Origin of the sequence: Loktanella fryxellensis (assembly GCF_900110065.1) — a bacterium.
Taxonomy (GTDB): domain Bacteria; phylum Pseudomonadota; class Alphaproteobacteria; order Rhodobacterales; family Rhodobacteraceae; genus Loktanella; species Loktanella fryxellensis.
This window is the reverse complement of sequence record NZ_FOCI01000008.1, coordinates 61,169-83,536: the sequence shown is the minus strand read 5'-3', so window position 1 is coordinate 83,536 and position 22,368 is coordinate 61,169. Positions and strand designations below refer to the sequence as shown.

26 protein-coding genes are annotated in these 22,368 nt (G+C 66.4%); 15 read left to right on the top strand and 11 right to left on the bottom strand.

Annotation, left to right across the window (positions count from 1 at the left end; all coding sequences use genetic code 11):
* Positions 1 to 81: 81 nt before the first annotated feature.
* Positions 82 to 843, bottom strand: a complete 762-nt coding sequence (gloB, locus tag BMX16_RS08100) for a hydroxyacylglutathione hydrolase (RefSeq protein ID WP_089901477.1) — start codon at positions 841 to 843, stop codon at positions 82 to 84.
* 60 nt (positions 844 to 903) lie between these two features.
* On the opposite strand from gloB, the gene BMX16_RS08095 reads away from it, so the two are divergent.
* From BMX16_RS08095 to BMX16_RS08065, 7 genes are all read left to right on the top strand, one after another.
* Entirely contained in the window at positions 904 to 1,638 is a 735-nt protein-coding gene (locus tag BMX16_RS08095; RefSeq protein ID WP_089901474.1) for a class I SAM-dependent methyltransferase, read from the top strand.
* A gap of 208 nt (positions 1,639 to 1,846) precedes the next feature.
* Positions 1,847 to 2,407 carry a F0F1 ATP synthase subunit delta gene (locus BMX16_RS08090; protein ID WP_177174608.1) on the top strand — a complete coding sequence of 187 codons (561 nt, stop codon included), beginning with the start codon at positions 1,847 to 1,849 and terminating at the stop codon, positions 2,405 to 2,407.
* Positions 2,408 to 3,943: a F0F1 ATP synthase subunit alpha gene (gene atpA, locus BMX16_RS08085; RefSeq protein ID WP_089901468.1), complete on the top strand. Its 1,536-nt coding sequence runs from the start codon at positions 2,408 to 2,410 to the stop codon at positions 3,941 to 3,943.
* A gap of 27 nt (positions 3,944 to 3,970) precedes the next feature.
* Positions 3,971 to 4,849 (top strand): F0F1 ATP synthase subunit gamma, encoded by an 879-nt coding sequence (locus BMX16_RS08080; protein ID WP_089901465.1) that lies wholly within the window; start codon positions 3,971 to 3,973, stop codon positions 4,847 to 4,849.
* 16 nt (positions 4,850 to 4,865) lie between these two features.
* Entirely contained in the window at positions 4,866 to 6,290 is a 1,425-nt protein-coding gene (gene atpD, locus BMX16_RS08075) for a F0F1 ATP synthase subunit beta (RefSeq protein ID WP_089901462.1), read from the top strand.
* A gap of 9 nt (positions 6,291 to 6,299) precedes the next feature.
* Entirely contained in the window at positions 6,300 to 6,740 is a 441-nt protein-coding gene (locus BMX16_RS08070; protein WP_089901459.1) for a F0F1 ATP synthase subunit epsilon, read from the top strand.
* Positions 6,741 to 6,862: 122 nt separating this feature from the next.
* Positions 6,863 to 7,210 carry an H-type lectin domain-containing protein gene (locus BMX16_RS08065; protein WP_089901456.1) on the top strand — a complete coding sequence of 116 codons (348 nt, stop codon included), beginning with the start codon at positions 6,863 to 6,865 and terminating at the stop codon, positions 7,208 to 7,210.
* 12 nt (positions 7,211 to 7,222) lie between these two features.
* Here BMX16_RS08065 and BMX16_RS08060 read toward each other — a convergent pair whose 3' ends face one another.
* On the bottom strand, positions 7,223 to 8,239 hold the full coding sequence (locus BMX16_RS08060; RefSeq protein ID WP_089901453.1) for a ribose-phosphate pyrophosphokinase: 1,017 nt from the start codon (positions 8,237 to 8,239) through the stop codon (positions 7,223 to 7,225).
* A 99-nt stretch (positions 8,240 to 8,338) separates the two neighbouring features.
* Between BMX16_RS08060 and BMX16_RS08055 the strand changes: the two genes are divergently transcribed.
* Positions 8,339 to 8,938, top strand: coding sequence for a 2-hydroxychromene-2-carboxylate isomerase (locus BMX16_RS08055; protein WP_089901450.1), 600 nt, complete (start codon positions 8,339 to 8,341; stop codon positions 8,936 to 8,938).
* Entirely contained in the window at positions 8,935 to 9,714 is a 780-nt protein-coding gene (locus BMX16_RS08050) for an alpha/beta fold hydrolase (protein WP_245731423.1), read from the top strand. The genes BMX16_RS08055 and BMX16_RS08050 overlap by 4 nt, the downstream gene beginning before the upstream one ends.
* Here BMX16_RS08050 and BMX16_RS08045 read toward each other — a convergent pair.
* The 6 genes from BMX16_RS08045 to BMX16_RS08020 all read right to left on the bottom strand — a co-directional run bounded on the left by BMX16_RS08045 (position 9,692) and on the right by BMX16_RS08020 (position 14,711).
* Positions 9,692 to 10,741: a threonine aldolase family protein gene (locus BMX16_RS08045; protein ID WP_089901447.1), complete on the bottom strand. Its 1,050-nt coding sequence runs from the start codon at positions 10,739 to 10,741 to the stop codon at positions 9,692 to 9,694. The two genes, BMX16_RS08050 and BMX16_RS08045, sit on opposite strands and share 23 nt — an antisense overlap.
* Positions 10,741 to 11,211, bottom strand: coding sequence for a YcgN family cysteine cluster protein (locus BMX16_RS08040; protein WP_089901444.1), 471 nt, complete (start codon positions 11,209 to 11,211; stop codon positions 10,741 to 10,743). The genes BMX16_RS08045 and BMX16_RS08040 overlap by 1 nt, the downstream gene beginning before the upstream one ends.
* Positions 11,204 to 12,142: a bifunctional riboflavin kinase/FAD synthetase gene (locus tag BMX16_RS08035; RefSeq protein WP_089901441.1), complete on the bottom strand. Its 939-nt coding sequence runs from the start codon at positions 12,140 to 12,142 to the stop codon at positions 11,204 to 11,206. The genes BMX16_RS08040 and BMX16_RS08035 overlap by 8 nt, the downstream gene beginning before the upstream one ends.
* Positions 12,143 to 12,229: 87 nt before the next feature.
* Positions 12,230 to 12,673, bottom strand: a complete 444-nt coding sequence (locus BMX16_RS08030) for a MaoC family dehydratase (RefSeq protein WP_089901438.1) — start codon at positions 12,671 to 12,673, stop codon at positions 12,230 to 12,232.
* Between the two features lie 91 nt (positions 12,674 to 12,764).
* The gene (locus BMX16_RS08025) at positions 12,765 to 13,640 is read right to left on the bottom strand and encodes a TIGR01459 family HAD-type hydrolase (RefSeq protein ID WP_089901436.1); all 876 of its coding nucleotides are present in this window, start codon (positions 13,638 to 13,640) and stop codon (positions 12,765 to 12,767) included.
* A gap of 153 nt (positions 13,641 to 13,793) precedes the next feature.
* Positions 13,794 to 14,711 carry a manganese-dependent inorganic pyrophosphatase gene (locus BMX16_RS08020; protein WP_177174607.1) on the bottom strand — a complete coding sequence of 306 codons (918 nt, stop codon included), beginning with the start codon at positions 14,709 to 14,711 and terminating at the stop codon, positions 13,794 to 13,796.
* A 99-nt stretch (positions 14,712 to 14,810) separates the two neighbouring features.
* On the opposite strand from BMX16_RS08020, the gene BMX16_RS08015 reads away from it, so the two are divergent.
* On the top strand, positions 14,811 to 15,509 hold the full coding sequence (locus BMX16_RS08015) for a DUF2161 domain-containing phosphodiesterase (RefSeq protein ID WP_089901430.1): 699 nt from the start codon (positions 14,811 to 14,813) through the stop codon (positions 15,507 to 15,509).
* Here the strand turns inward: BMX16_RS08015 and BMX16_RS08010 are convergent.
* Positions 15,493 to 16,479, bottom strand: coding sequence for a TraB/GumN family protein (locus BMX16_RS08010; RefSeq protein ID WP_089901427.1), 987 nt, complete (start codon positions 16,477 to 16,479; stop codon positions 15,493 to 15,495). The two genes, BMX16_RS08015 and BMX16_RS08010, sit on opposite strands and share 17 nt — an antisense overlap.
* Before the next feature lie 266 nt (positions 16,480 to 16,745).
* On the opposite strand from BMX16_RS08010, the gene groES reads away from it, so the two are divergent.
* The 3 genes from groES to BMX16_RS07995 all read left to right on the top strand — a co-directional run bounded on the left by groES (position 16,746) and on the right by BMX16_RS07995 (position 19,591).
* Positions 16,746 to 17,030, top strand: a complete 285-nt coding sequence (gene groES, locus BMX16_RS08005) for a co-chaperone GroES (RefSeq protein ID WP_089901424.1) — start codon at positions 16,746 to 16,748, stop codon at positions 17,028 to 17,030.
* A gap of 67 nt (positions 17,031 to 17,097) precedes the next feature.
* A complete protein-coding gene (gene groL, locus BMX16_RS08000) occupies positions 17,098 to 18,747 on the top strand; it encodes a chaperonin GroEL (protein WP_089901421.1) in 1,650 nt (549 codons plus the stop codon).
* Between the two features lie 268 nt (positions 18,748 to 19,015).
* Positions 19,016 to 19,591, top strand: coding sequence for a tyrosine-protein phosphatase (locus BMX16_RS07995; protein ID WP_245731421.1), 576 nt, complete (start codon positions 19,016 to 19,018; stop codon positions 19,589 to 19,591).
* 110 nt (positions 19,592 to 19,701) lie between these two features.
* Here BMX16_RS07995 and BMX16_RS07990 read toward each other — a convergent pair whose 3' ends face one another.
* Complete coding sequence (locus tag BMX16_RS07990; RefSeq protein ID WP_089901418.1) at positions 19,702 to 20,412, bottom strand: alternative oxidase; 711 nt, start codon at positions 20,410 to 20,412, stop codon at positions 19,702 to 19,704.
* A 123-nt stretch (positions 20,413 to 20,535) separates the two neighbouring features.
* On the opposite strand from BMX16_RS07990, the gene BMX16_RS07985 reads away from it, so the two are divergent.
* Both BMX16_RS07985 and BMX16_RS07980 read left to right on the top strand, forming a co-directional pair.
* On the top strand, positions 20,536 to 21,015 hold the full coding sequence (locus BMX16_RS07985) for a GNAT family N-acetyltransferase (RefSeq protein ID WP_089901415.1): 480 nt from the start codon (positions 20,536 to 20,538) through the stop codon (positions 21,013 to 21,015).
* Entirely contained in the window at positions 21,015 to 21,869 is an 855-nt protein-coding gene (locus tag BMX16_RS07980; RefSeq protein WP_089901411.1) for a DMT family transporter, read from the top strand. The genes BMX16_RS07985 and BMX16_RS07980 overlap by 1 nt, the downstream gene beginning before the upstream one ends.
* Here the strand turns inward: BMX16_RS07980 and BMX16_RS07975 are convergent.
* Positions 21,839 to 22,285: an NUDIX domain-containing protein gene (locus BMX16_RS07975; RefSeq protein WP_089901408.1), complete on the bottom strand. Its 447-nt coding sequence runs from the start codon at positions 22,283 to 22,285 to the stop codon at positions 21,839 to 21,841. The two genes, BMX16_RS07980 and BMX16_RS07975, sit on opposite strands and share 31 nt — an antisense overlap.
* Between the last annotated feature and the right edge of the window lie 83 nt (positions 22,286 to 22,368).

Genomic DNA, 22,368 nt, shown 5'->3' with positions numbered 1-22,368 from the left:
CAGCGTGTTCACAAAAAGACTGACGTGACGTGAACGCGGCGGTCAATGGGTGCGATGCGGCGGCATCCGGTCACACCCGTTTCAGAACCGATCCCGGCGGGCGCGGATTTCGGTGAAAATTTCGGCAGGATGTGCAGCGGGCATCGCCAGGGCCCGTGCCAGATCAGGGTCGTCGGCGCGCAGGAACGGGTTGGTCCGACATTCCAGCGCAAGGGGCGAAGGGACAGTGGCATGGCCGTTTTCACGCGCCGTCCGTATCGCCGCTGAGCGAGAGATAAGCGCGGGATTGTCCGGTTCAAGGGACAACGCAAAGCGCATGTTCGTCGTCGTGTATTCGTGACCGGAACACACGGTGGTGTCGCCCGGCAGCGCACGCAGGCGCTGCAGGCTGTCCCACATCTGGGCGGGCGTGCCTTCGAACAACCTCCCGCAGCCCATCGCCATCAGGCTGTCGGCGGTGAACAGCAGTTTTTCGAATGCCATGTGGAAGGCCACGTGTCCGACGGTGTGGCCCGGCACATCGATCACGTCCACGTCGTGCCCGTAGACGGTGATGCGATCGCCGTCCGCCACGGCCAGATCCAGCGGCGGCAGCCGGTGCGCATCGGCGGCGGCCCCGATGACCCGCGCGGTGCCGCGCAACTCGGCCAGCCCCTGCACATGGTCGTCGTGGTGATGTGTCAGCAGGATGTCGGTCAGGGTCCAGCCACGGTCCCGCAGGACCGCCCTGATCGGCGCCGCCTCCGGCACGTCGATCAGGGCGGTCCGACCGGTGTCGTCATCGTGGATCAGGAACGCGTAGTTGTCCGACAGGCAGGGGACGGTGATCAGTGCGATGGGCATGGCAAAACCTCTATTCCTTGGTAGTGTGACCGAAAGGCAGTCACTGGACCCCGCGCCGCGATGCATCTGGACGTGCTACACTTGCGGAACTTCTACTATCGCAGCGCGCTCGGGCGTGCGGCGCAAAAGGTCGTACGCGATGAACTGGTGCGGATGTGGCCAGAGGCAAAGGGCCAGACCGTCGCGGGCTTTGGTTTTGCGGTGCCGCTGCTGCGGCCCTATCTGGGGCAAGCGCGCCGGGTGATCGGCCTGATGCCCGGACCGCAGGGCGTCATGCCGTGGCCGGCAGGGCAGCCCAACGTGTCCGTCCTGTGCGAGGATACGCTGTGGCCCATACCCACGGGCATGGTGGACAAGCTGGTCGTGATGCACGGGCTGGAAACGACGGACCATCCGACGGCGGTGCTGAACGAATGTCACCGGGTGCTGGGTCCGGGCGGGCGCGCGATCTTCATCGTGCCGAACAGGGCCGGGCTGTGGTCGCGGTCCGACAGCACGCCGTTCGGGTTCGGGCGGCCCTATTCACCCGGACAGCTCGAGGTGCAGTTGCGCGCCCATGATTTCGACATCGGAACCGTGCGCGCCACGCTGTATCAGCCGCCGTCGCATCATCCGGTCTGGCGGCGCACCGCAAGCCTGCTGGAACGGGCAGGGCACATGATCCCGACGCTGGCGGGCGGCGGTGTGCTGATGGTCGAGGCCTGCAAGCAGTCGCCGGCGACGAGCGGTCCCGGTTTGCGCGCCCGCCGGCGCGACCCCGTGCTGTCCCCCGTGCCTGACGCCGTACCGGCCTGACGTGCATCGCGCGTGCCCGACCGACAGGCGTCCGAAAGGCGAACGGAAACCCGCGCCGCCGCCCGCGCAAGATCGCCTTAACGTGTTGCGGGGCGCAATGGCGTCTGCTAGAGCGACCCTGATTTCAATGCCTCGGTCATACTCGAGGAGACGTGAACGCCTCCGGACCCTTGCGGGGTCACGGGGGCCTTATATCGGAAGGGTGGACGTGTCCGAACCAGCTTCGATCACACAGGGCATTGCCGGGCGTTATGCGTCCGCGGTGTTCGACATCGCCAAGGATGGCAACGATCTCAGGGCGATGGAACGGGACGTTGACACGCTCGACACGATCCTGACCGACAGCGCGGATTTCCGCGATCTGATCTCTTCGCCGCTGTATGGCCGCGACGATCAGGCCGCCGCCGTCAAGGCCCTTTCGGGCAAGATGGACCTGTCGCCGACGATGGCGAATCTGCTGGGTCTGCTGGCCGACAAGCGGCGCCTGTTCGTGCTGCCCGCCATCGTCACGACCCTGCGCGACATGCTGGCCGCCGACCGCGGCGAGATAACCGCCGATGTCACGACTGCCACGCCCTTGTCCGACAGCCAGCGCAGCAGCCTTGCGGCGACCCTGTCCGCGCAGACCGGCAAGACGGTCGGCATCAAGGAAACCGTGGACGCCTCCATTCTTGGCGGGCTGATCGTCAAGGTGGGATCGCGCATGATCGACACCTCGATCGCGTCCAAGCTCAACGCACTCCAGAACAACATGAAAGAGGTCGGATAAATGGCGATCCAAGCGTCTGAAATCTCTGCGATCCTGAAGGACCAGATCAAGAACTTCGGTCATGACGCCGAAGTCGCCGAAGTCGGCCGCGTGCTGAGCGTCGGTGACGGGATCGCCCGCGTCTATGGCCTCGACGCCGTGCAGGCCGGCGAGATGGTCGAGTTTCCCGGTGGCATCCGCGGCATGGCGCTGAACCTCGAGACCGACAACGTCGGCGTGGTGATCTTCGGTTCCGACCGCGACATCAAGGAAGGCGACACCGTCAAGCGCACCAAGTCCATCGTGGACGTGCCCGTGGGCCCCGCCCTGCTGGGCCGGGTGGTCGACGGTCTGGGCAACCCGCTGGACGGCAAGGGTCCGATCAACACGACCGAGCGCCGCGTCGCCGACGTGAAGGCACCGGGCATCATCCCGCGCAAATCGGTGCACGAGCCGATGCCGACGGGTCTGAAGTCCATCGACGCCATGATCCCGATCGGCCGCGGCCAGCGCGAACTGATCATCGGCGACCGTCAGACCGGCAAGACCGCCGTGGCGCTGGACACGATCCTGAACCAGAAGTCCTACAACGACGCGGCTACGGACGAGAGCCAGAAGCTCTACTGCATCTACGTCGCGATCGGCCAGAAGCGGTCGACCGTGGCGCAGCTGGTGAAGAAGCTGGAAGAGACCGGCGCCATCGCCTACACGACCATCGTGGCAGCCACCGCATCCGACCCTGCGCCGATGCAGTATCTGGCCCCCTATTCCGCCACCGCGATGGCCGAATATTTCCGCGACAACGGCAAGCACGCGCTGATCATCTATGATGACCTGTCCAAGCAGGCCGTTTCGTACCGCCAGATGTCGCTGCTGCTGCGTCGCCCGCCGGGCCGCGAGGCCTATCCCGGCGACGTGTTCTACCTCCACTCCCGCCTGCTGGAGCGTTCGGCAAAGCTGAACGAGGACAACGGTTCCGGTTCGCTGACCGCGCTGCCGATCATCGAGACGCAGGGCGGCGACCTGTCCGCCTTCGTGCCGACGAACGTGATCTCGATCACCGACGGTCAGATCTTCCTTGAAACCGAGCTGTTCTTTCAGGGTATCCGCCCCGCCGTGAACACCGGTCTGTCGGTGTCCCGCGTGGGTTCGGCCGCACAGACCAACGCGATGAAGTCCGTCGCAGGCCCGGTGAAGCTGGAGCTGGCGCAATACCGCGAGATGGCGGCGTTTGCGCAGTTCGGTTCCGATCTGGATGCGGCCACCCAGCGTCTGCTGAACCGTGGCGCGCGCCTGACCGAGTTGATGAAGCAGCCGCAGTATGCGCCGCTGACCAACGCGGAAATCGTGACCGTCATTTATGCGGGCACCAAGGGCTATCTGGACAAGGTCGCGGTCAAGGACGTGGGCCGTTTCGAGGCCGGTCTGTTGAAGCACATGCGCAGCGAAGGCCGCGCGGTGCTGGACATGATCACCACCGAGGATCCCAAGATCAAGGGCGATGCGGAAGCCAAGCTGAAGGCCGCCATCGACGCCTTCGCCAAGGATTTCGCGTAACCTTTGCCCGAGAGAGGAGTTTAGGTCTTGCCTAGTCTCAAGGATCTGAAGAACCGGATCGCGTCGGTCAAATCGACCCGCAAGATCACCAAGGCCATGCAGATGGTGGCCGCCGCGAAACTGCGGCGGGCCCAGGACGCAGCCGAGGCCGCCCGCCCCTACACGGAGCGGTTCACCGCGGTCATGGCCGGTCTGAGCCAGGGGGTGGAGGGGTCGCCCTCTGCACCCCGGCTGATGGCGGGCACTGGATCGGATCAGGTCCAGCTGCTGGTCGTCATGACCGCAGAGCGGGGCCTGTGCGGCGGTTTCAACGCCAACATCGCCAAGCTGGCACGTCAGCGCGCCCGCGCGCTGGTGGCGGCCGGCAAGACGGTCAAGATCCTGACCGTCGGCAAGAAGGGCCGCGACAGCCTGCGTCGCGACCTGGCCGAGCATTTCATCGGGCATATCGACATGTCCGAAGTGAAGCGCCTGTCCTATACCGACGCGCAAAAGATCGCCCGCGACGTGCTGAACCGCTTCGATGCGGGCGAATTCGACGTGGCGACGATCTTTTTTGCGCGCTTCGAGAACGTCGTCACACAGCACCCGACCGCGCAGCAGATCATTCCCGCGCAGTTCGATGCGACCCCGGATGCCACGACGGCAAGCAACCTCTATGACTACGAGCCCGGCGAAGAGGAGATCCTTGCGGATCTGCTGCCGCGCGGGGTTGCCACGCAGATCTTTGCGGCTCTGCTGGAAAACGCCGCGTCAGAGCAGGGGGCGCGGATGTCCGCCATGGACAACGCCACCCGCAACGCCGGCGACATGATCGACGACCTGACCATCGAGTTCAACCGCTCGCGTCAGGCCCGGATCACCAACGAGCTGATCGAAATCATTTCGGGCGCGGAAGCGCTCTAAGACTGGAGAAACACTTATGGCAAACGCAAAAGGCAAGATCACCCAGGTGATCGGTGCCGTCGTGGACGTCCAGTTCGGGGACCATCTGCCCCAGATCCTGAACGCGCTGACCACCGACAACAACGGCAAGACCCTGACGCTGGAAGTGGCGCAGCACCTGGGCGAGAACACCGTCCGCTGCATCGCCATGGACGCGACCGAAGGTCTGGTCCGCGGTCAGGAAGTGACCGACATGGACGACACGATCACCGTGCCCGTCGGCGACGCGACACTGGGCCGGATCATGAATGTCGTGGGCGAGCCCGTGGATGAAAAGGGCCCGATCAACGAGACCGAGCGCCGTTCGATCCACAACGTGGCACCGTCGTTCGACGCACAGTCGACCGCATCCGAGGTGCTGGTCACCGGCATCAAGGTCATCGACCTGCTGGCGCCCTATGCCAAGGGCGGCAAGATCGGCCTGTTCGGCGGCGCCGGCGTGGGCAAGACGGTTCTGATCCAGGAACTGATCAACAACATCGCCAAGGTGCACTCGGGTTATTCCGTGTTCGCCGGCGTGGGCGAGCGGACCCGTGAGGGCAACGACCTGTATTATGAATTCATCGAGTCGGGCGTCATCAATGCCGAGGACCTGACGAAGTCGAAAGTGGCCCTCGTGTACGGTCAGATGAACGAGCCGCCGGGTGCCCGCATGCGCGTCGCCCTGTCGGGTCTGACCATGGCAGAGCAGTTCCGCGACCAGTCCGGCACCGACGTGCTGTTCTTCGTGGACAACATCTTCCGCTTTACGCAGGCCGGGTCGGAAGTGTCCGCTCTGCTGGGTCGTATCCCGTCCGCCGTGGGCTATCAGCCGACGCTGGCGACGGACATGGGCCAGATGCAGGAACGCATCACCTCGACCAAGAACGGCTCGATCACGTCCGTGCAGGCCATCTACGTGCCCGCCGACGACTTGACCGACCCGGCACCCGCCACGTCCTTTGCGCACCTCGATGCGACGACCGTGCTCAACCGCGCGATCTCGGAAAAGGGCATCTACCCGGCTGTGGACCCTCTGGACTCCACCTCGCGCCTGCTCGATCCGGGCATCGTGGGCGAAGAGCACTATGCGGTCGCCATGGACGTGCAGCAGATTCTGCAACGCTACAAGTCGCTGCAGGACATCATCGCCATCCTTGGCATGGACGAGCTGTCAGAGGACGACAAGGTGACCGTGGCGCGCGCCCGCAAGATCGAACGTTTCCTGTCGCAGCCCTTCGACGTGGCGCAGGTGTTCACCGGCTCGCCGGGTGTGCAGGTGCCGCTGGAGGATACGATCGCGTCGTTCAAGGCCGTCGTCGCCGGTGAGTACGATCACCTGCCCGAAAGCGCCTTCCTGATGGTCGGTGGCATCGCGGACGCGGTCGCCAAGGCCGAACGCATGGCCGCAGACGCGGCATAAGGAGCGGTCATGGCAGACACGATGCAATTCGATCTCGTCTCGCCCGAGCGCCGTCTGGCCTCGGTCACGGCCACCGAGGTGCAGATCCCGGCGACCGAGGGTGACATGACGGCGATGGCGGGCCACGTGCCCACCATCACCACCCTGCGCCCGGGTGTGCTGAAGGTCATAGGGCCGGCCGGTACGCAAGAGTTCGTTGTGCTGGGCGGTTTCGCCGAGATTACGGCGACCTCTGTATCGGTTCTGGCGGAAAATGCCTTGCCGCGCGCCGAGATGACGCAAGATGTCTATAACGCCATGCTGGCAGATGCCCATGCGCAGGTGAAAACCGCAAAGTCCACCGTCGACAACGAACCCGGCCCCGTCGACGACGCGGCCCGTTTGCTGGCCGACATGGTCGCCGTCGGCACGCATATCGGTCTGGACCCCAAGCAGTCCAATTTCGGTTGAACATTAGAAGTTTCTTAAAGTTGGAAAAAGGCCCCGCAGCGCGGGGCCTTTCTTCTTTTCATCGGCAGGGATTTGGCGGACGTTAACCGTGCAATCGGAACGAGAGTGGAGGACCTGTCTGGATGCGCACGTTCGGAAGCCACACGATCGGCGTCGATCAGGGCGACATCGTACTGTTTTCCGATTTCGAGGATGACGGCGAGATGTGGACCGGCGAAGGGCCGCGCCTGATCAGGCGCAGCGTCCGCTTTGCCGACAGCTACGCCATGGCGCCCGTCGTGCAGGTCAGCCTGTCGATGTGGGACATGTCGAACGGATCGAACGCGCGGGCCGATGTCACGGCAGAGCGTGTGACCCGCGACGGCTTCGACATCGTGTTCCGCACGTGGTCCGACACCCGCGTGGCACGGGTGCGCGTCGCCTGGCTCAGCATCGGCCCGGTCGAGGGCGACGACGGCTGGACCCTTTAGCGGGACCGGGATTTACCGCGAATAGACGCCTTCATAGATCGGCTGAAGGGTCTTGTGGTTGAACAGGGACGACACAGAGGTGCCGTTCCACGTGTTCAGGATGGCCTGCGCGAACATCGGCGCGGTCTTGACGATGCGGATGTTGGGGCAGGCGATGGCCTCAGCCTTGGGCAGGATCGTGTCCGTAATCACGAGGTTCTTCATCACCGACTTGCTGACACGGTCCACGGCGGGGCCGGACAGCACGCCGTGGGTGATATAGGAATGCACCTCCTTGGCGCCATTCTCCATCAGCACCTCGGCGGCCTTGCACAGGGTGCCGGCGGTATCTACGAGGTCGTCAACGATCAGGCAGACGCGGTCCTTCACGTCGCCGATCACGGTCATCTCGGCAACTTCGCCGGGTTTGCCGCGCCGTTTGTCCACGATGGACAGAGGCGCGCCGATCCGCTGCGCCAGATCGCGGGCACGCGCCACGCCGCCCACGTCGGGCGACACGACCATGACCTCTTCCATGCGGTCCTTGAAGTTGTGCATCACATCGAGCGCCCAGAGCGGGCTTGCGTAGAGGTTGTCGACGGGGATATCGAAGAAGCCCTGAATCTGTGTCGCGTGCAGATCGAGGGTCAGGATGCGTTCGATCCCCGCCTCAACGAGGATGTTGGCGACGAGTTTCGCCGTGATCGGCGTGCGGGCCTTGCTGCGGCGGTCCTGACGGGCATAGCCGAAGTAGGGCATCACGGCGGTGATCCGCGCCGCCGACGACCGGCGCAGCGCGTCGGCGATGATGAGCAGTTCCATCAGGTTGTCGTTGGTGGGGTTCGACGTGGGCTGGATGATGTACATGTCCTCGCCGCGTACGTTCTCGAACACCTCGACGAAGATTTCGCCGTCGTTGAACCGTTCGACCCGCGCATCGACAAGGCTGACGTCCATGCCGCGATGCATCGACATCCGGGACGCGACCGCCTCGGCCAACGGACGGTTCGCATTGCCGGAAATCAGCTTGGGTTCGTGCACAGTGGCCATGGGGAAATCCTTGTGGGCTGCCGCAGAATCGCGCGCGTTGACACCGCCTAACACACGGCTACGGTCCCGAAAACATCATCCCCCGAAAGGCTGCCCGAAATGGCCCATATCGACTACTTCTGTGCCGCGATCAGTCCTTACGTGTATCTGTGCGGCGACCGGCCCGCGCAGATCGCGGCTCGTCACGGGGCGACCATCACCTATCGCCCTGTCGATGCGGCGGCGGTGATGACGCGCACGGGTGGGGTCGCGCTGCCGGACCGGCACCCGAGCCGTCAGGCGTATCGTCTGCAGGATCTGGTGCGGCGCGCGGCGCGGCTGGAGATGCCGCTTGTGCCAAAGCCCGCGTTTTTTCCCACGAACCCCGCGCCTGCGTCCTATGCGCTGATCGCGGTGCAGGATGCGGGCGGCGACGCGGGGGCGTTTCTGGCCGCGATCACCGCCGCCTGCTGGGCGCAGGGGCGCGACGTATCGGACGACGACGTAATCCGCGACTGTCTGACGGCGGCGGGCTGCGACCCGCGGCTGGCGGACAAGGGGTTGCTGGCGGGGGCGGAGGCGTATCACCGCAACACGGAAGAAGCGGTGCGGACGGGCGTATTCGGCGTGCCGTTCTTCGTGACCGACACGGACCAGCGGTTCTGGGGCGAGGATCGTCTGGACGATCTGGACGCTTATCTGGGTGGCAAACTGTCGTGAGCGTGGAGCGTCGCGCGGGGCTGCACGTGAACGTCCTGCGCACGGGACCGGACCTGACCGCCCTGATGCTGCATTGCACGCTGGCACGGCTGGAGACGTTGCTGCCGCTGGCACGGGCGCTGCCCGGCGATGCGGTGCTGATGGACCTGCTGGGCCACGGGGCATCGCAGGACTGGGACGCAGGCCTTGGCGATTACCAGACGGCGAACGCCAGTGCGGCGGCCGACCTGTGCGAAGGTCCGCTGCATGTGATCGGTCATTCGTTCGGGGCGACGGTGGCGCTGCGCATGGCGCTGGATTTCCCCGGCACGGTGTCGCGCCTGACGCTGATCGAGCCGGTGTATTTTGCACTCGCCACCGATCCCGCCGCGCAGGCGGATCATGTCGCCCGGTTCGCGCCGATCCATGCGGCCTATGACGCAGGCGATGCGGTGACGGCGGCGCGGCTGTTCCAGGCTGACTGGGGCGGCGGCGGCTGGGACCGCATCCCGGAACGCACCCGCGACGCCATCGTGCAGCGGATGCCCCTGGTCATGGCGGGGGTGCCGTCGATCCAGGACGACGTGCACGGTGTGGCGGCGCGACTGGGACAGATCCACGTGCCGGTGACCCTGATCCGTGGAGAGGGTGCCCTGCCGATCATCCCGGCGATCCAAGCGGCGATCTGTGCCGCCCTGCCACAGGCCCGCGACCACGTGGTGCCGGGGGCCGGTCACATGGTGGCGCTGACCCATGTGCCGCAGGTGGCGGCAATCATCGCGTCAGATGCGCGATGAAGCGGTCGATCATGCCGTGATCCGTCGACCAGTCGCACACGAGGCGACCGGTCAACAGCTCGTCGTCGGGGCCGTCATCCACATCGCCGCGGGTGACGTAATAGACCGCCCCCGCCGCCAGTGCGCGGCGGTGCAGGGCGCGGGGCGCGTCGAAGAACAGCAGGTTCGATTGCGGCGGGAACAGCAGGGTCACGTCGGGCACATGCTGCAACCCGTGCACCAGATGGGCACAGGCGGCGTTCGCCTGCCGCGCCATGGTCAGCCACAGGTCATCCGTCAGATAGGCCAGCATTTGCGCCGACAGGTAACGGTGCTTGGAGAACAGATGCGCCCCGCGCTTGCGCCTGAACTCGAACTGGCGTGACACGGCAGGGTCGAAGAAGATGCACGCCTCGACCCCGATCAGGCCGTTCTTGGTGCCGCCGAAGCTGACCGCGTCGATCCCGGCCTTCCACGTCATCTCGGCGGGGGTGCAGCCCAGACTGACCAGTGCGTTGGTGAACCGCGCGCCGTCCATATGGGTCTTGAGGCCGAACGATTTCGCCACGTCGGTCAGCGCGATCAGGTCGGCGGTGTTGTAGACCGTGCCTTTTTCCGTCGCCTGCGTAATCGACACCGGGCCGCGCTGCGGGCCGTGGACGCCGCGCGTCTCTTCGGCGAGGATTGCATCCTGCAGGCCCTGCGGCGTCATCAGGGCATCCATCGCGTCCACCAGCGTGAGCTTTGCTCCGCCGGTAAAGAACTCCGGCGCATTGCATTCATCCTCGTGGATGTGGGCCATGGGGCTGCAGAAGATGGTCTCCCACGGGTTCGACAGCGTGGCCAGCACCAGCGCGTTGGCCGCCGTGCCGGTGGCGACCAGATGCACCGCGGCCTCTGGCGCCTCGAACGCGTTGCGGATCATATCGCGCACGCGGGTCATCTGTGGGTCCGCGCCGTAACCGCTGGCATAGCCCGTGTTGGCGTCCATCAGCGCCTGCATCACCGATGGGTGGGCCGGGCCTGCATTGTCGGAGGCAAAGAACATCAGGTCGGCTCCTCGATGATGTGGTCTTCCCATTCGTCGTCGCCGACCGACACCTCGGACAGGGTCTGGCCGCGCATCGTGACGCCCGCGTCGTGCGGGCTGTTCGCATCGCCGGTCAGCAGGGGGTGCCACGGATACAGGTCGCGCCCCTCGGCCACGAGGCGATAGGCGCAGGTCTGCGGCAGCCAGTACATGTTGTCCTTGATCGTCTTGGGCGTCAGCACGATGCATTCGGGCACGAAGCGGTGGCGCACCGGGTATTGGGCGCACAGGCACGTCTCGTTGTCGAGCAGGCGGCAGGCGACGCGGGTCAGGGCGACCTCGCTTGTGTCCTCGTCCTCCAGCTTGTTCAGGCAGCATTTGCCGCAGCCGTCGCACAGCGCCTCCCACTCGGGCTTGGACAGGCGGCCCATGGGGACCGTCTGCCAGAACCGGGGGCGCAGGCCGCTGCGGTCGATGGGATCAGGCATCGGTCAGGATATCCCGCGCACGGGCACAGTCGGCGTCCATCTGGACGATCAGCGCGGGCACGCCGTCGAAGGTCATCTCGGGCCGCAGGTAGTCGACCAGCGAGACGCTGATGTGCTGGCCATACAGATCGCCCTTGAAGTCGAAGATGAAGGTTTCGCAATTCGGAACGTTCACGCCGAACATCGGGCGCACGCCGATGCTGGCGGCACCCTGATAGCGCCCGGCATGGGGGCCGTCCGCGATGTCGATGTTGACGGCATAGACGCCGAAGCGGGGCGGGTGCAGGCCGTCGATGGACATGTTCGCGGTGGGATAGCCCAGATCGCGACCCCGCTGGTCGCCACGGATCACCTCGCCCACGATGCGGTGGGGGTGGCCCAGCATGGCGCTCGCGTCGCGGGGGCGACCGTCGGTCAGGGCGGTGCGGATCGCGGTTGAACTGACGCGGCCCGCGGTGTGCTGCACCATCGGCACCACGGTGACGCCGAACCCCATCGCTTGCCCGAAGCGGATCAGGTCGGCGGCATGGCCCGCGCGATCCTTGCCGAAGCAGAAGTCGGTGCCGACGACGACGTGCGCGAGCCCGAGGCGGTCGTGGATGATGACCTGCGCGAACTGTTCCGGGGTCAGCGCCACGAGGGCGGGGTTGAACGGCACCTCGTACAGTTTCTCGACCCCGAGGCGGGCCAGTTCGTTGGCACGGCCTTCGGCGTTCATCAGGCGGAAGGGGGCGGCGGCGGGGGCGAACATCTGCCGCGGGTGCGGTTCGAACGTCATGATACCGAGCGGCGCGCCTGTGGCGCTGGCGGCGACACGGGCGGCGTCGATCACCGCGCGGTGACCCAGATGCACGCCGTCGAAGTTGCCGATGGCGGCGGCGGCGCCCCGGTCGGCGGGATCGAGATACAGGGTGTCACGGATGATGCGCATGGGATTGCGTAACGCGGGCCGGGGATGGGCGCAAGCGGCGGTCCCGCCGCAGGCCCAAGCGGGGCGGGTGCGGACCGGCTTGGCGTGTCAGTCGAACTTGACCGAGGGCGCGAGGACCACCGCCTCGCCGGTCAGGACCTTCTTGCCGTCCACAAGACAGCGGGTGTCCATCGTGACCTTGCGCTTGGCATAGTCGATGGCTGTCACCTCGACCTCGGCCAGCACCATGTCGCCGGGGCGCACGGGGGCGAGGAAGCGCAGCGATTGCCCCAGATAGACCGTGCCGTGGCCGGGCAGCTGTTCGCCGATCACCGCAGAGATCAACCCCGCCGTCAGCATGCCGTGGGCGATGCGGCCTTCGAAGATCGTGTCGCGGGCGTAATCGTCGTCCAGATGCACCGGATTGCGGTCGGTGCTGACCTGCGCAAACATCTCGATGTCCGCATCCGTCACGACCTTGCGCAGGGACCGGGTCATGCCGATCGCCAGATCCTCGACCACGATCGTGCCGCGCGGCGCGTTGTCCAGCATGTCAGGGTCCCTCACGCTACAATCCATCGCTCAAGGCGGTTTTATTGTAACTTAATTGCGCCGCAAAGGCTGCGAGTCAAGGGCCGTGGCGTCAGCGCAGGAACCCGATGGCATAGGTGGGGCTGATCTGCATCTGGCCCAGATAGGTGGTCAGGTCCGCCTCGGCGGGGTGCTGGTCCAGAGTCGCGGTTTCCGCAGCCGCGAGGCCGCCGGTGATGAACAGGCTGTCGAGATCCTGTTGCGCCGCGCCGAGGATGTCGGTGTGGATGCCGTCGCCGATGCAGATGATGCGGGTCAGGTCCGCGCCGTCGTCCAGCGCCGCCAGACGGCGGCGGGCGAGGTCGTAGATCGGCGGATGCGGTTTGCCGAAATAGAGGCTCTCGCCGCCCATCTCTGTGTAGAGTTGCGCCAGCGCACCGGCGCACCATTCGCGGGAATGGCCGCGATCCACGACGATGTCGGGATTGGCGCAGAGCAGTTTCAGCCCGCGCTGTATCGCGGTGAGGAATTGCGGGCGATAGACGGACGGATCGGCGTGGGGGTCGGCGGGGCCGCAGCAGACGATGCCGGTGGCCTGATCGAGCGGCACCTGACGGATGGTCACGGGGTCGTCGAGCAATTCCATCGGGGCGAAGAAGCTCTGGTCGTGATCCTCGCCCATGAACCAGACGTCGGGGCCGACGGCCCCTTCGAACATCGCGGCGCGCGCACTGTCGCCGGAGGTGGCGATGGCGTCGTAGGTGTCGTCGGGAATGCCCATGCGGCGGATCTGGGTCTGCACGGACGGCCACGGGCGCGGCGCGTTGGTCACGAGGATCACGCGGCCCCCGGCGCGGCGGTAGTCCTGCATGGCCTGCACCGCATCAGGGAACGCCGTGACGCCGTTGTGCATGCAGCCCCACAGATCGACGAAGGCCGCGTCGTAGTCGCCTGCGGCGTCGAGGAAGCTGTGAATGATGCGGGTCATGGGCGATCCTTTGGGAGTGTGCCGGTGTGGATGCCTCCGGCGGGAGTGTGTCGGGTCAGATGAAGGGTGGCGGCGGTGCCGGAGGCTGTCGTCGGAGCCTCCGGCGGGAGTATTTGGCGAAAAGCGAGGGGAAGGGGGCCTTCTGCGCAAGGCTTATTTCTTGAGCACGGGGATGATCTGCTTCTTGCGGCTCATCACGCCGGGCAGAACGACGGTATCGCCGCTGGTGTCTGCGCCGAACGAGGCCGCCGCGATCTGCTTGGTCAGGTCGTTTGGCAGCAGCATCGTGGCCTCTTCGCGGATGATGTCCACGACGAAGAGCAGGACCTGATCCACGCCATCCTCTGCGGCGACGGCGGGCATGGCGGCCACGAGGGCGTCCTTGCGCGCGAGCACGACGCTGGGCGAGGTCGTTTCCAGCACCGAGACGCGGAAGGTGGTGCCGTCGATCTCGAACTCCTTGCTGTCCATGCGCAGCAGTTCCGCATCGGTGAAGGCGCCGACGTCGGATTTGGCGGCGAACATCTCGTCCGCCAGCGCATCGATGTCGACGCCCAGATCGGCGGCAAGGGAGGAGGCCAGTGCGCGGTCCACCGGGGTGGTGGTGGGCGAGCGGAAGGCGAGGGTGTCGGACAGGATGCAGGACAGCATCAGGCCCTTAATGCCGTCGGGCATGGTGGCGGCGGTGTCGCCCATCAGCTGGTGCATGATGGTGGCGGTGCAGGCCAGCGGACGGATCGTCACGTCGATCGGCGTCCTAGTGCTGATCCCGCCGACCAGCATGTGGTGGTCGATGATCGCCTGCACGGCGGCGTTGTGGATGTTCTCTGGCAACTCGGCGGGGTTGTTGGTGTCGACGATGACGCAGGCCTGACCGTCGGTCACGTCGCGCATGATCTCGGGCTGCTCGAATCCCCAGCGTTTCAGCACGAAGGCCGCTTCGGTGTTGGGCTGGCCCAGCAGGACGGCGCGGGCGTCGAGGCCCGCATCCTTGAGGAACCATTCCCAGATGAGGGGCGATCCAGTGGAATCGGTGTCGGGGGATTTGTGGCCGAAGATCAGTGTGGTCATTGTCAGGGTGTCCATGCTGGTGGATGTTGGCCGCCTTATAGGGGCTGGGCCCGGTGGTGTCACGCGGGGGCGGGAGCGGTGGTAAAAAGGGTGGAGCGGTTGCGGGAGGCTGACCTGTACCCGGCGATCAAGGCGCATCTTGTGGCGCTGGGGTATGCGGTGAAGGGCGAGGTGGGGGCCGCCGACGTGGTGGCGGTCAAGGGCGATGCGGTGCTGGTGGTCGAGATGAAGACGGCGTTTTCGCTGACGCTGTTCCATCAGGGGATCGCGCGGCAGGCGATCACCGACGCAGTCTATCTGGCGGTGCCCGCCGGGGGCGCGCGCAAGGCGCTGCTGGCGAACGTCGGTCTGGCGCGCAGGCTGGGGTTGGGCGTGATGACCGTCCGACCCCGCGACGGGCTGGTGGAGGTGCTGGCCGATCCCGGCCCGTTCACCCCGCGCAAGTCGAAGGTGAAGGCCGCGCGCATGAAGGCGGCCTTTGCCCGGCTGCGGGGCGATCCCAACGCGGGCGGGGCCACGCGGCACGGTCTGGTGACGGGATACCGGCAGGACGCGCTGGCCTGTGCGCGGTTCATCGCGGTGCACGGGGCGTCCACCGGCGCGCGGATCAAGGCCTGGGCCGAGGTGCCGAACGCCACGACGATCATGGCCGACAACCACTATGGCTGGTTCAAGCGCGTCAGCCGCGGTGTCTATGACCTGACGCCCGCGGGGCGGCAGGGGCTGGCGGACTGGAACGACGCGGATTCGAACGACGACGACGGCGGTGCGGCGGCGGGTGTCAGTCCAGACGCGTGATGGTCCAGCCGTCTGCGGCCAGCAGGTTCAGCACGCCGTCCGTGCCCGGCAGGTGGGCTGCGCCCACGGCGATCACGATCCGGTCGTGGGTGGCCGCCGCCGTTGCAATGCGGGGCATCCAGTCGCGGTTGCGGTTTGTCAGCAGGTCCTGTTCGGCGGCGTCGAACAGGTCGGCGGCGGTGGCGGGGTCGATGCCCGGCACAAGGCGCATGGCGGCGCGGCTCACCTCCCACAGCTCTGCGATGTCGCCGGCGAAGTAGCTGTCGAGCATGGAGGCGAACATGGCGTCATGCAGGTCGGCGGGCACGAGGGCAAAGCGCAGCTGGTCCACCTGTTCCGACAGGGGCGGTGCGCGCATCACGTCGAACAGGGTCTGCCACGGTTCCAGCGCCTGCACGGGAACACCGCCGGTTTCGGCCTGTGCCACGATCATCGCATCGAGGCCGGTGGCGCCCGCGTTCAGATCGCCCATGGCGCAGGGCGGGATCGACAGCAACAGCGACAGATACCAGGGCTGCATCTTGGCGGCCAGCATGGCGGGCACGCCGCGTGAGGAGGCGGCGGCGATCAGCGCCTGCCACGTGGGTTCGTCCAGTTGTTCTGGCAGGGTGGAGCCATCGGACAGGAACAGCAGCGTGGGGTCGGTCGCCATGGCGCGGGTCAGGGCCGCTTCCTCCTCCGGCCCCGCCTCGACCAGCAGCAGGTCGGCTGCCGCGACGCGCGAAGCCACGCGGTTCGCCAGCGGCAACAGGCGGGGGTCGTGAATGTGCAGGGTGCCGACCAGCGTGATCTCTCGTCCGTCGCGGGTGGCGCTGAACAGGGTGCCGCTGGGATAGGGGGTATCCGCGACGGCCTGCGCCACGGCGGCGCGGTCGGTGGCGTCCAGCCGGTCCATGATGCCGGGGCCGCCGCACAGCGCATGGGCGGGCAGGGCGAGCAGCATCAGAAGGGTGGTCAGCAGGGCGCGCATCGGGGAACCTTTCGGGCGGGGCGGGGCGGGGGGGCGGGGCGGGGCAAGGTCGGGCAGGGCGAGAGCCAGCCTAGCGCAGGCGGCGGCGGGCCGCCATGCCAAGCGTCCGCGCCCGCCGGATGCCCCGGCGATCCGTCGCCGTGCGGCGGCGGCGGGCCGTGCGAGGCCGTTGACACACGCCACCGGATTGCCTAACTAGCCGCTGCTGGCACTCGACCAAGGTGAGTGCTAACGGCATATGAAACGCTTCAAGGAAGGTTCACAAGATGGCATTCAAACCTCTGCACGACCGCGTGCTGGTCCGTCGCATCGAAGGCGAAGACAAGACCAAGGGCGGTCTGATCATTCCTGATTCCGCCAAGGAAAAGCCCGCCGAAGGCGAGATCGTCAGCGTCGGCACCGGCGCCCGCAAGGACAACGGCGAGCTGATCGAGATGGCCGTGAAGGCCGGCGACCGCATCCTGTTCGGCAAGTGGTCCGGCACCGAGGTCAAGCTCGATGGCGAAGACCTGCTGATCATGAAGGAAAGCGACATCCTCGGCGTCATGTGACACCGCAGGGGGCCGTCAGGTCCACCGCTTCTCCATTCCACCTGAAATTCCATAGGAGCACATGAAAATGGCATCTAAAGACGTCAAATTCGGCACCGACGCCCGCAACCGCATGCTGAAGGGTGTCAACATCCTTGCAGACGCCGTGAAAGTGACGCTGGGCCCCAAGGGTCGTAACGTTGTCCTCGACAAGTCCTTCGGCGCGCCGCGCATCACGAAGGACGGTGTCAGCGTCGCCAAGGAAATCGAACTGGAAGACAAGTTCGAGAACATGGGCGCGCAGATGGTGAAGGAAGTCGCTTCTCGCACCAACGACGAAGCCGGTGACGGCACGACCACCGCGACGGTTCTGGCGCAGGCCATCGTCAAGGAAGGCATGAAGTCCGTCGCCGCCGGCATGAACCCGATGGACCTGAAGCGCGGCATCGATCTGGCCACCGCCAAGGTCGTCGAAGCGATCAAGGCCGCATCGCGTCCCGTGAACGACAGCGACGAAGTCGCCCAGGTCGGCACCATCTCGGCCAACGGCGAAGCGGAAATCGGTCGTCAGATCGCCGACGCGATGCAGAAGGTCGGCAACGAAGGTGTCATCACCGTCGAAGAGAACAAGGGCCTCGAGACCGAGACCGATGTGGTCGAAGGCATGCAGTTCGACCGTGGCTACCTGTCGCCCTACTTCACCACCAACACCGAGAAGATGACCGCCGAGCTCGACGACGTCATCATCCTGCTGCACGAGAAGAAGCTGTCGTCGCTGCAGCCGATGGTGCCGCTGCTGGAGTCCGTGATCCAGAGCCAGAAGCCGCTGCTGATCATCTCGGAAGACGTCGAAGGCGAGGCGCTGGCGACCCTTGTGGTCAACAAGCTGCGTGGCGGCCTGAAGATCGCTGCCGTGAAGGCACCGGGTTTCGGTGACCGTCGCAAGGCCATGCTGCAGGACATCGCGATCCTGACCGGCGGTCAGGTGATCTCGGAAGACCTCGGCATGAAGCTGGAGAACGTGACCATCGACATGCTGGGTTCCGCCAAGCGCGTCACGATCACGAAGGACACTACCACCATCATCGACGGTGCTGGCGAAAAGGCCGAGATCGAGGCACGGGTCAACCAGATCCGCGGCCAGATCGAAGAGACGACCTCTGACTACGACAAGGAAAAGCTGCAGGAACGCGTGGCCAAGCTGGCTGGCGGTGTGGCCGTGATCCGTGTCGGCGGCATGTCCGAAGTCGAAGTGAAAGAGCGCAAGGACCGCGTCGATGACGCCCTGAACGCAACCCGTGCAGCCGTGCAGGAGGGTGTCGTCGTCGGTGGTGGCGTCGCACTTGTGCAGGCGGCAAAGTCGCTCGACGGCCTGAAGGGTGCGAACTCTGATCAGGACGTGGGCATCTCGATCATCCGCAAGGCGCTGGAAGCACCGCTGCGTCAGATCGCAGAGAACTCTGGCGTCGACGGGTCCGTCGTGGCCGGCAAGGTCCGCGAATCGACCGATCCGACCTTCGGCTTCAACGCGCAAACCGAAGAATATGGCGACATGTTCAAGTTCGGCGTGATCGACCCCGCGAAAGTCGTGCGCACCGCGCTGCAGGACGCGGCATCCGTTGCCGGTCTGCTGATCACCACCGAAGCCATGGTTGCCGATCGTCCCGCCAAGGACAGCGGCAACGGCGGCGGCATGGGCGATATGGGCGGCATGGGCGGCATGGGCGGCATGATGTAAGGATCGGCTTGGCCCGTCAGGGCCAAACGATCCTTGTGGGGGTGGCAGGGGTTTGCTTGCAAATACCAAGCGCCCCCACTGCATCCCAAAGTCGCGCCGATGTTCCCGGTCCGGCCCGTCGGGGCTGATCCGTTCAAGAAGACACGAGGGCGGTCCCATCCGGGGCCGCCCTTTCGCATGGTGCGTCATCTTGGCGGGATCGGGGTGGCGAAATGCAGTCGTGATTTGCCTGTGACAGGTCCTCACACGGGCGCTGGCAGGGGATGACATGATGCGGCGGCTGTGGCGCTGGGCAAAGTTCGGTCTGTCGACTGGTGGTGTGGCCGTGCTGGGCCTGACCTGCTTTCTGACGTGGCTGCAGGTGAGCGGAAATTTCCACGCGGTCAGTCCGGGCGTCGTCTATCGGTCCGGTCAGATGGATGGTCAGGATCTGGCGCGATGGCGGCGCGAGGTGGGGATAGCCAGCGTGTTGAACCTGCGCGGCGCCAGACCGGGGGCCGACTGGTACGAGACGGAACTGGCGCTGACCGACCGGCTGAGCATCCAGCATATCGATTTCGAGCTGTCGGAGGCGCGCGATCTGACCGACGATGAGGTCGCGCGCCTGACCGCCGTGATGCGGGATGCGCCGAAGCCGCTGCTGATCCACTGCCGGGCCGGGGCCGACCGCACCGGCCTTGCCGCCGCGATCTGCGGAGGAGGAAGCGGCGGAGTGGCAGCTGTCGATCCGCTATGGCCACATCGGCATCCCGTGGCTGAGCGAGGCCTGGCCGATGAACCGCACATGGGAACGGATCGAACCCATGCTGGGGTTCCCCGACAGCTAGGGTTCGATGTGGCGTGAAGCGCCGGTGCTAAGGGGCCCGGCGAAAGGGGGCGGGCCGGCGCAAGGGGGGGCGGTGCGAGAGGAAGGCCGGCGCGAGGGGGCCGGTGCGACCGGCCCCGTGTGCCGCGTCAGACGTGCTGGCGCGTCACGATCTTGTTGGCGAAGTCGTGGTTGACGTCGCGGTGGCGCGCCTCGTCTGCGCGGATCACGATCACGACCTCGCGCAGGCGGGCGTCGTCGGGCAGATTCCAGTAATCCTTGGCGATCTGGGGGGCGGGCACGTTCTCGACCTTGCCCGCGTCGATCTGGGCCAGATACTGGGTATAGCTGATGACGGCCTCCTCCTCCAGATAGCCCACGACGCGGTGCGCGATGCGCGGGGCCAGCAGGTACAGGAAGAAGTACGCGTTGTAGAACACCAGTTGCGTGGTCGCGATCAGGAACCGCTCGAACCGCGACGGCTGGGCGATCTCGATGAAGGTCATCAGGTGCATGCGCTCGTTGTCGGCCTCTTCGATCAGTTCCCTGATCCAGCCCTGATCGTCGCGGATGTGGCGCAGCGCGCGCAAGTGCTGCAACAGACCGCCGACCATGCCCGGCACGGCGGCGACGGTTTCGAGCACCACGGCGCGGTGGCCGTAGCGGTTGCTGAAGAAGCGGTCCGCGAAGACGCGCATGAATTTGACCACACGCAACGCGATCCGGTCGCGCTTGTCGCGCGGGGTGTGGTGCACGGTCAAGGCATCGTCGTCGTGGCTCTCAGGCGTTGCGACCCCGGCCTGCGTGGTCTGCGCGGCAACCGATGCCGTGCTGGCGATGAAGTCCTGATCGTGTCTCATGGTGTCCTCTTGCTCTGCTTTGGTGCGTGGCCCCTAGATATGAATGCGGGGCTGCATTGCAGCGGGGCCGGGATGCGACATTTTTCCTTTGCGCCCGCCGACCGATGGGCCCATCACCGCCCCATGCAGTTTCCCGGTTTCATCCGCCCCGCCAGCGCCGCAGACCTGCCCGCGATCGACGCGCTGCTGCGCGATGCGTTCGGCGGCGGGGCCGAAGTGGCGCTGATCCATGCCCTGCGCAAGGCGGGTGCAATGCGCGGCGAACAGGTGATCCCGCTGGGGGATGGCATCATCGGCACCTATGCCCTGTCGGCGATGGTGGCCCCGGTGGGATGGCTGTGCCTGGCGCCCGTGGCCGTGGCACCCGACTGGCAGGGGCGGGGGCACGGGCGGCGGATGGTGGCGCAGCTGGCCGCGTGGGCGGACCAGACGGCGACCCCGGTCGTGGTGCTGGGCGCGCCTGCGTTCTATGGCAAGGCAGGATTTTCGAGTGCAGCCGCGGCGCGGCTGACGTCTCCCTATCCGGTGGCGCAGACGCTGCTGGTGGGCGTGGGCGGTGCGGTGCCGCAGGTAGCACTGCGCTATCCGGCGGCGTTCGGCTGATGCGGTTGCTGCTGCTTGTCGTCGTGGTGCTGATCGCGTTCGCGGCCAATTCCGTGCTGACCCGGATCGGCGTGGCGGGCTACGGGATGCAGCCCATGACCTTTGCCGCCTTGCGGGTCGCGGCGGGTGCGGTGGCGCTGCTGGTGCTGCTGCGCGGCCGGATCCTTGGCTGGCGGTGGGCATACGGTGCCGGGGCCGTGGCACTGGCGATCTACATGGCGGGGTTTTCCATAGCCTACCTGAGCCTTGGGGCAGGGCTGGGGGCGCTGATCCTGTTCGGCACGGTGCAACTGGCGATGTTCGCCGTCGCGGTGGGGCGGGGACAGGGCGTCGGCGCGCTGCAATGGGTTGGGATGGCGGTGGCGCTGGCGGGTCTTGCGGTGCTGCTGGTGCCGGTGGGCGGTGTCGCCGTCGATCCCGCGGGTGCGCTTGCGATGATGGCCGCGGGACTGGGCTGGGCCGTCTACACGCTACTCGGACGCGGGGCCGCCGATGCCACGGCGGCGACGGCGGCGCAGTTCGCGCTGTGCGTGCCGATCATGCTGCTGGCGTTGCCGTTGTCCGGCGGCGTGGGGCCGTTGCCGCCCGGCGGGCTGGCTTTGGCGCTAGTGGCGGGGGCGGTCACGTCGGGGCTGGGCTATGCCCTGTGGTACCGCGTCCTGCCCGAACTGGCGGTCACGACCGCAGCGGTCGCGCAACTGGCGGTGCCGGTGATCGCGGTGATCGCCGGTGTCGCGCTGTTGGGCGAGCCGCTGACGCCGCGCATGGCCGCGGCGATGGCGCTGGTGCTGGGCGGGATCGCGGTGGCGGTCGTGCCCGTGCGCTATCGCAGGATGGGTTCCAGCGGGTCGTAGGTCATCGCCCCACCGTCGTCCCACGCCACGCCGGCGAGGCTGTCGGGTTTCACCACCATGCCCGACAGGTCCGCCCGGGTGACCCAGCAATGGTGCGACACGATGCCTTCGGGATCGGCCCAACCGCCGGCGATGGCCGGATCGTCCACCGTGCAGCGGAAATAGATATCGACCTGATGCATGTCGCGGTCCGGGTCGTGAAACTCGTTCACCAGACAGACGGGACCGATGCGGACCTGCAGGCCCGTCTCTTCGTACATCTCGCGCCGCAGGTTGTCGGTCAGGCTGGCATGCGCCTCGACCCCGCCGCCGGGGGCGCACCACAAATCCGTGCGGCCCGCATAGGCGTTGACCAGCAGCAGGCGGTCGTCGTGGACGATGACGGCGCGGACGGCAAGGCGGGGCGGGCGTGACATGCGCGCAACCTGCCCCGGGCCGGGGGACGGCGCAAGTGATGCAGCGTCGCGCTTGGCGATCCGTGCGGGGGGCGCTAGGTCCG

Excerpts from the sequence above, each read along its gene's own strand:
- gloB (WP_089901477.1), bottom strand. The coding sequence starts at position 843 with ATGCCCATCGCACTGATCACCGTCCCCTGCCTGTCGGACAACTACGCG.
- BMX16_RS08095 (WP_089901474.1), top strand. The coding sequence starts at position 904 with ATGCATCTGGACGTGCTACACTTGCGGAACTTCTACTATCGCAGCGCG.
- atpA (WP_089901468.1), top strand. The coding sequence starts at position 2,408 with ATGGCGATCCAAGCGTCTGAAATCTCTGCGATCCTGAAGGACCAGATC.
- atpD (WP_089901462.1), top strand. The coding sequence starts at position 4,866 with ATGGCAAACGCAAAAGGCAAGATCACCCAGGTGATCGGTGCCGTCGTG.
- BMX16_RS08070 (WP_089901459.1), top strand. The coding sequence starts at position 6,300 with ATGGCAGACACGATGCAATTCGATCTCGTCTCGCCCGAGCGCCGTCTG.
- BMX16_RS08065 (WP_089901456.1), top strand. The coding sequence starts at position 6,863 with ATGCGCACGTTCGGAAGCCACACGATCGGCGTCGATCAGGGCGACATC.
- BMX16_RS08060 (WP_089901453.1), bottom strand. The coding sequence starts at position 8,239 with ATGGCCACTGTGCACGAACCCAAGCTGATTTCCGGCAATGCGAACCGT.
- BMX16_RS08055 (WP_089901450.1), top strand. The coding sequence starts at position 8,339 with ATGGCCCATATCGACTACTTCTGTGCCGCGATCAGTCCTTACGTGTAT.
- BMX16_RS08045 (WP_089901447.1), bottom strand. The coding sequence starts at position 10,741 with ATGTTCTTTGCCTCCGACAATGCAGGCCCGGCCCACCCATCGGTGATG.
- BMX16_RS08040 (WP_089901444.1), bottom strand. The coding sequence starts at position 11,211 with ATGCCTGATCCCATCGACCGCAGCGGCCTGCGCCCCCGGTTCTGGCAG.
- BMX16_RS08035 (WP_089901441.1), bottom strand. The coding sequence starts at position 12,142 with ATGCGCATCATCCGTGACACCCTGTATCTCGATCCCGCCGACCGGGGC.
- BMX16_RS08030 (WP_089901438.1), bottom strand. The coding sequence starts at position 12,673 with ATGCTGGACAACGCGCCGCGCGGCACGATCGTGGTCGAGGATCTGGCG.
- BMX16_RS08025 (WP_089901436.1), bottom strand. The coding sequence starts at position 13,640 with ATGACCCGCATCATTCACAGCTTCCTCGACGCCGCAGGCGACTACGAC.
- BMX16_RS08020 (WP_177174607.1), bottom strand. The coding sequence starts at position 14,711 with ATGACCACACTGATCTTCGGCCACAAATCCCCCGACACCGATTCCACT.
- BMX16_RS08010 (WP_089901427.1), bottom strand. The coding sequence starts at position 16,479 with ATGCGCGCCCTGCTGACCACCCTTCTGATGCTGCTCGCCCTGCCCGCC.
- groES (WP_089901424.1), top strand. The coding sequence starts at position 16,746 with ATGGCATTCAAACCTCTGCACGACCGCGTGCTGGTCCGTCGCATCGAA.
- groL (WP_089901421.1), top strand. The coding sequence starts at position 17,098 with ATGGCATCTAAAGACGTCAAATTCGGCACCGACGCCCGCAACCGCATG.
- BMX16_RS07995 (WP_245731421.1), top strand. The coding sequence starts at position 19,016 with ATGATGCGGCGGCTGTGGCGCTGGGCAAAGTTCGGTCTGTCGACTGGT.
- BMX16_RS07990 (WP_089901418.1), bottom strand. The coding sequence starts at position 20,412 with ATGAGACACGATCAGGACTTCATCGCCAGCACGGCATCGGTTGCCGCG.
- BMX16_RS07985 (WP_089901415.1), top strand. The coding sequence starts at position 20,536 with ATGCAGTTTCCCGGTTTCATCCGCCCCGCCAGCGCCGCAGACCTGCCC.
- BMX16_RS07980 (WP_089901411.1), top strand. The coding sequence starts at position 21,015 with ATGCGGTTGCTGCTGCTTGTCGTCGTGGTGCTGATCGCGTTCGCGGCC.
- BMX16_RS07975 (WP_089901408.1), bottom strand. The coding sequence starts at position 22,285 with ATGTCACGCCCGCCCCGCCTTGCCGTCCGCGCCGTCATCGTCCACGAC.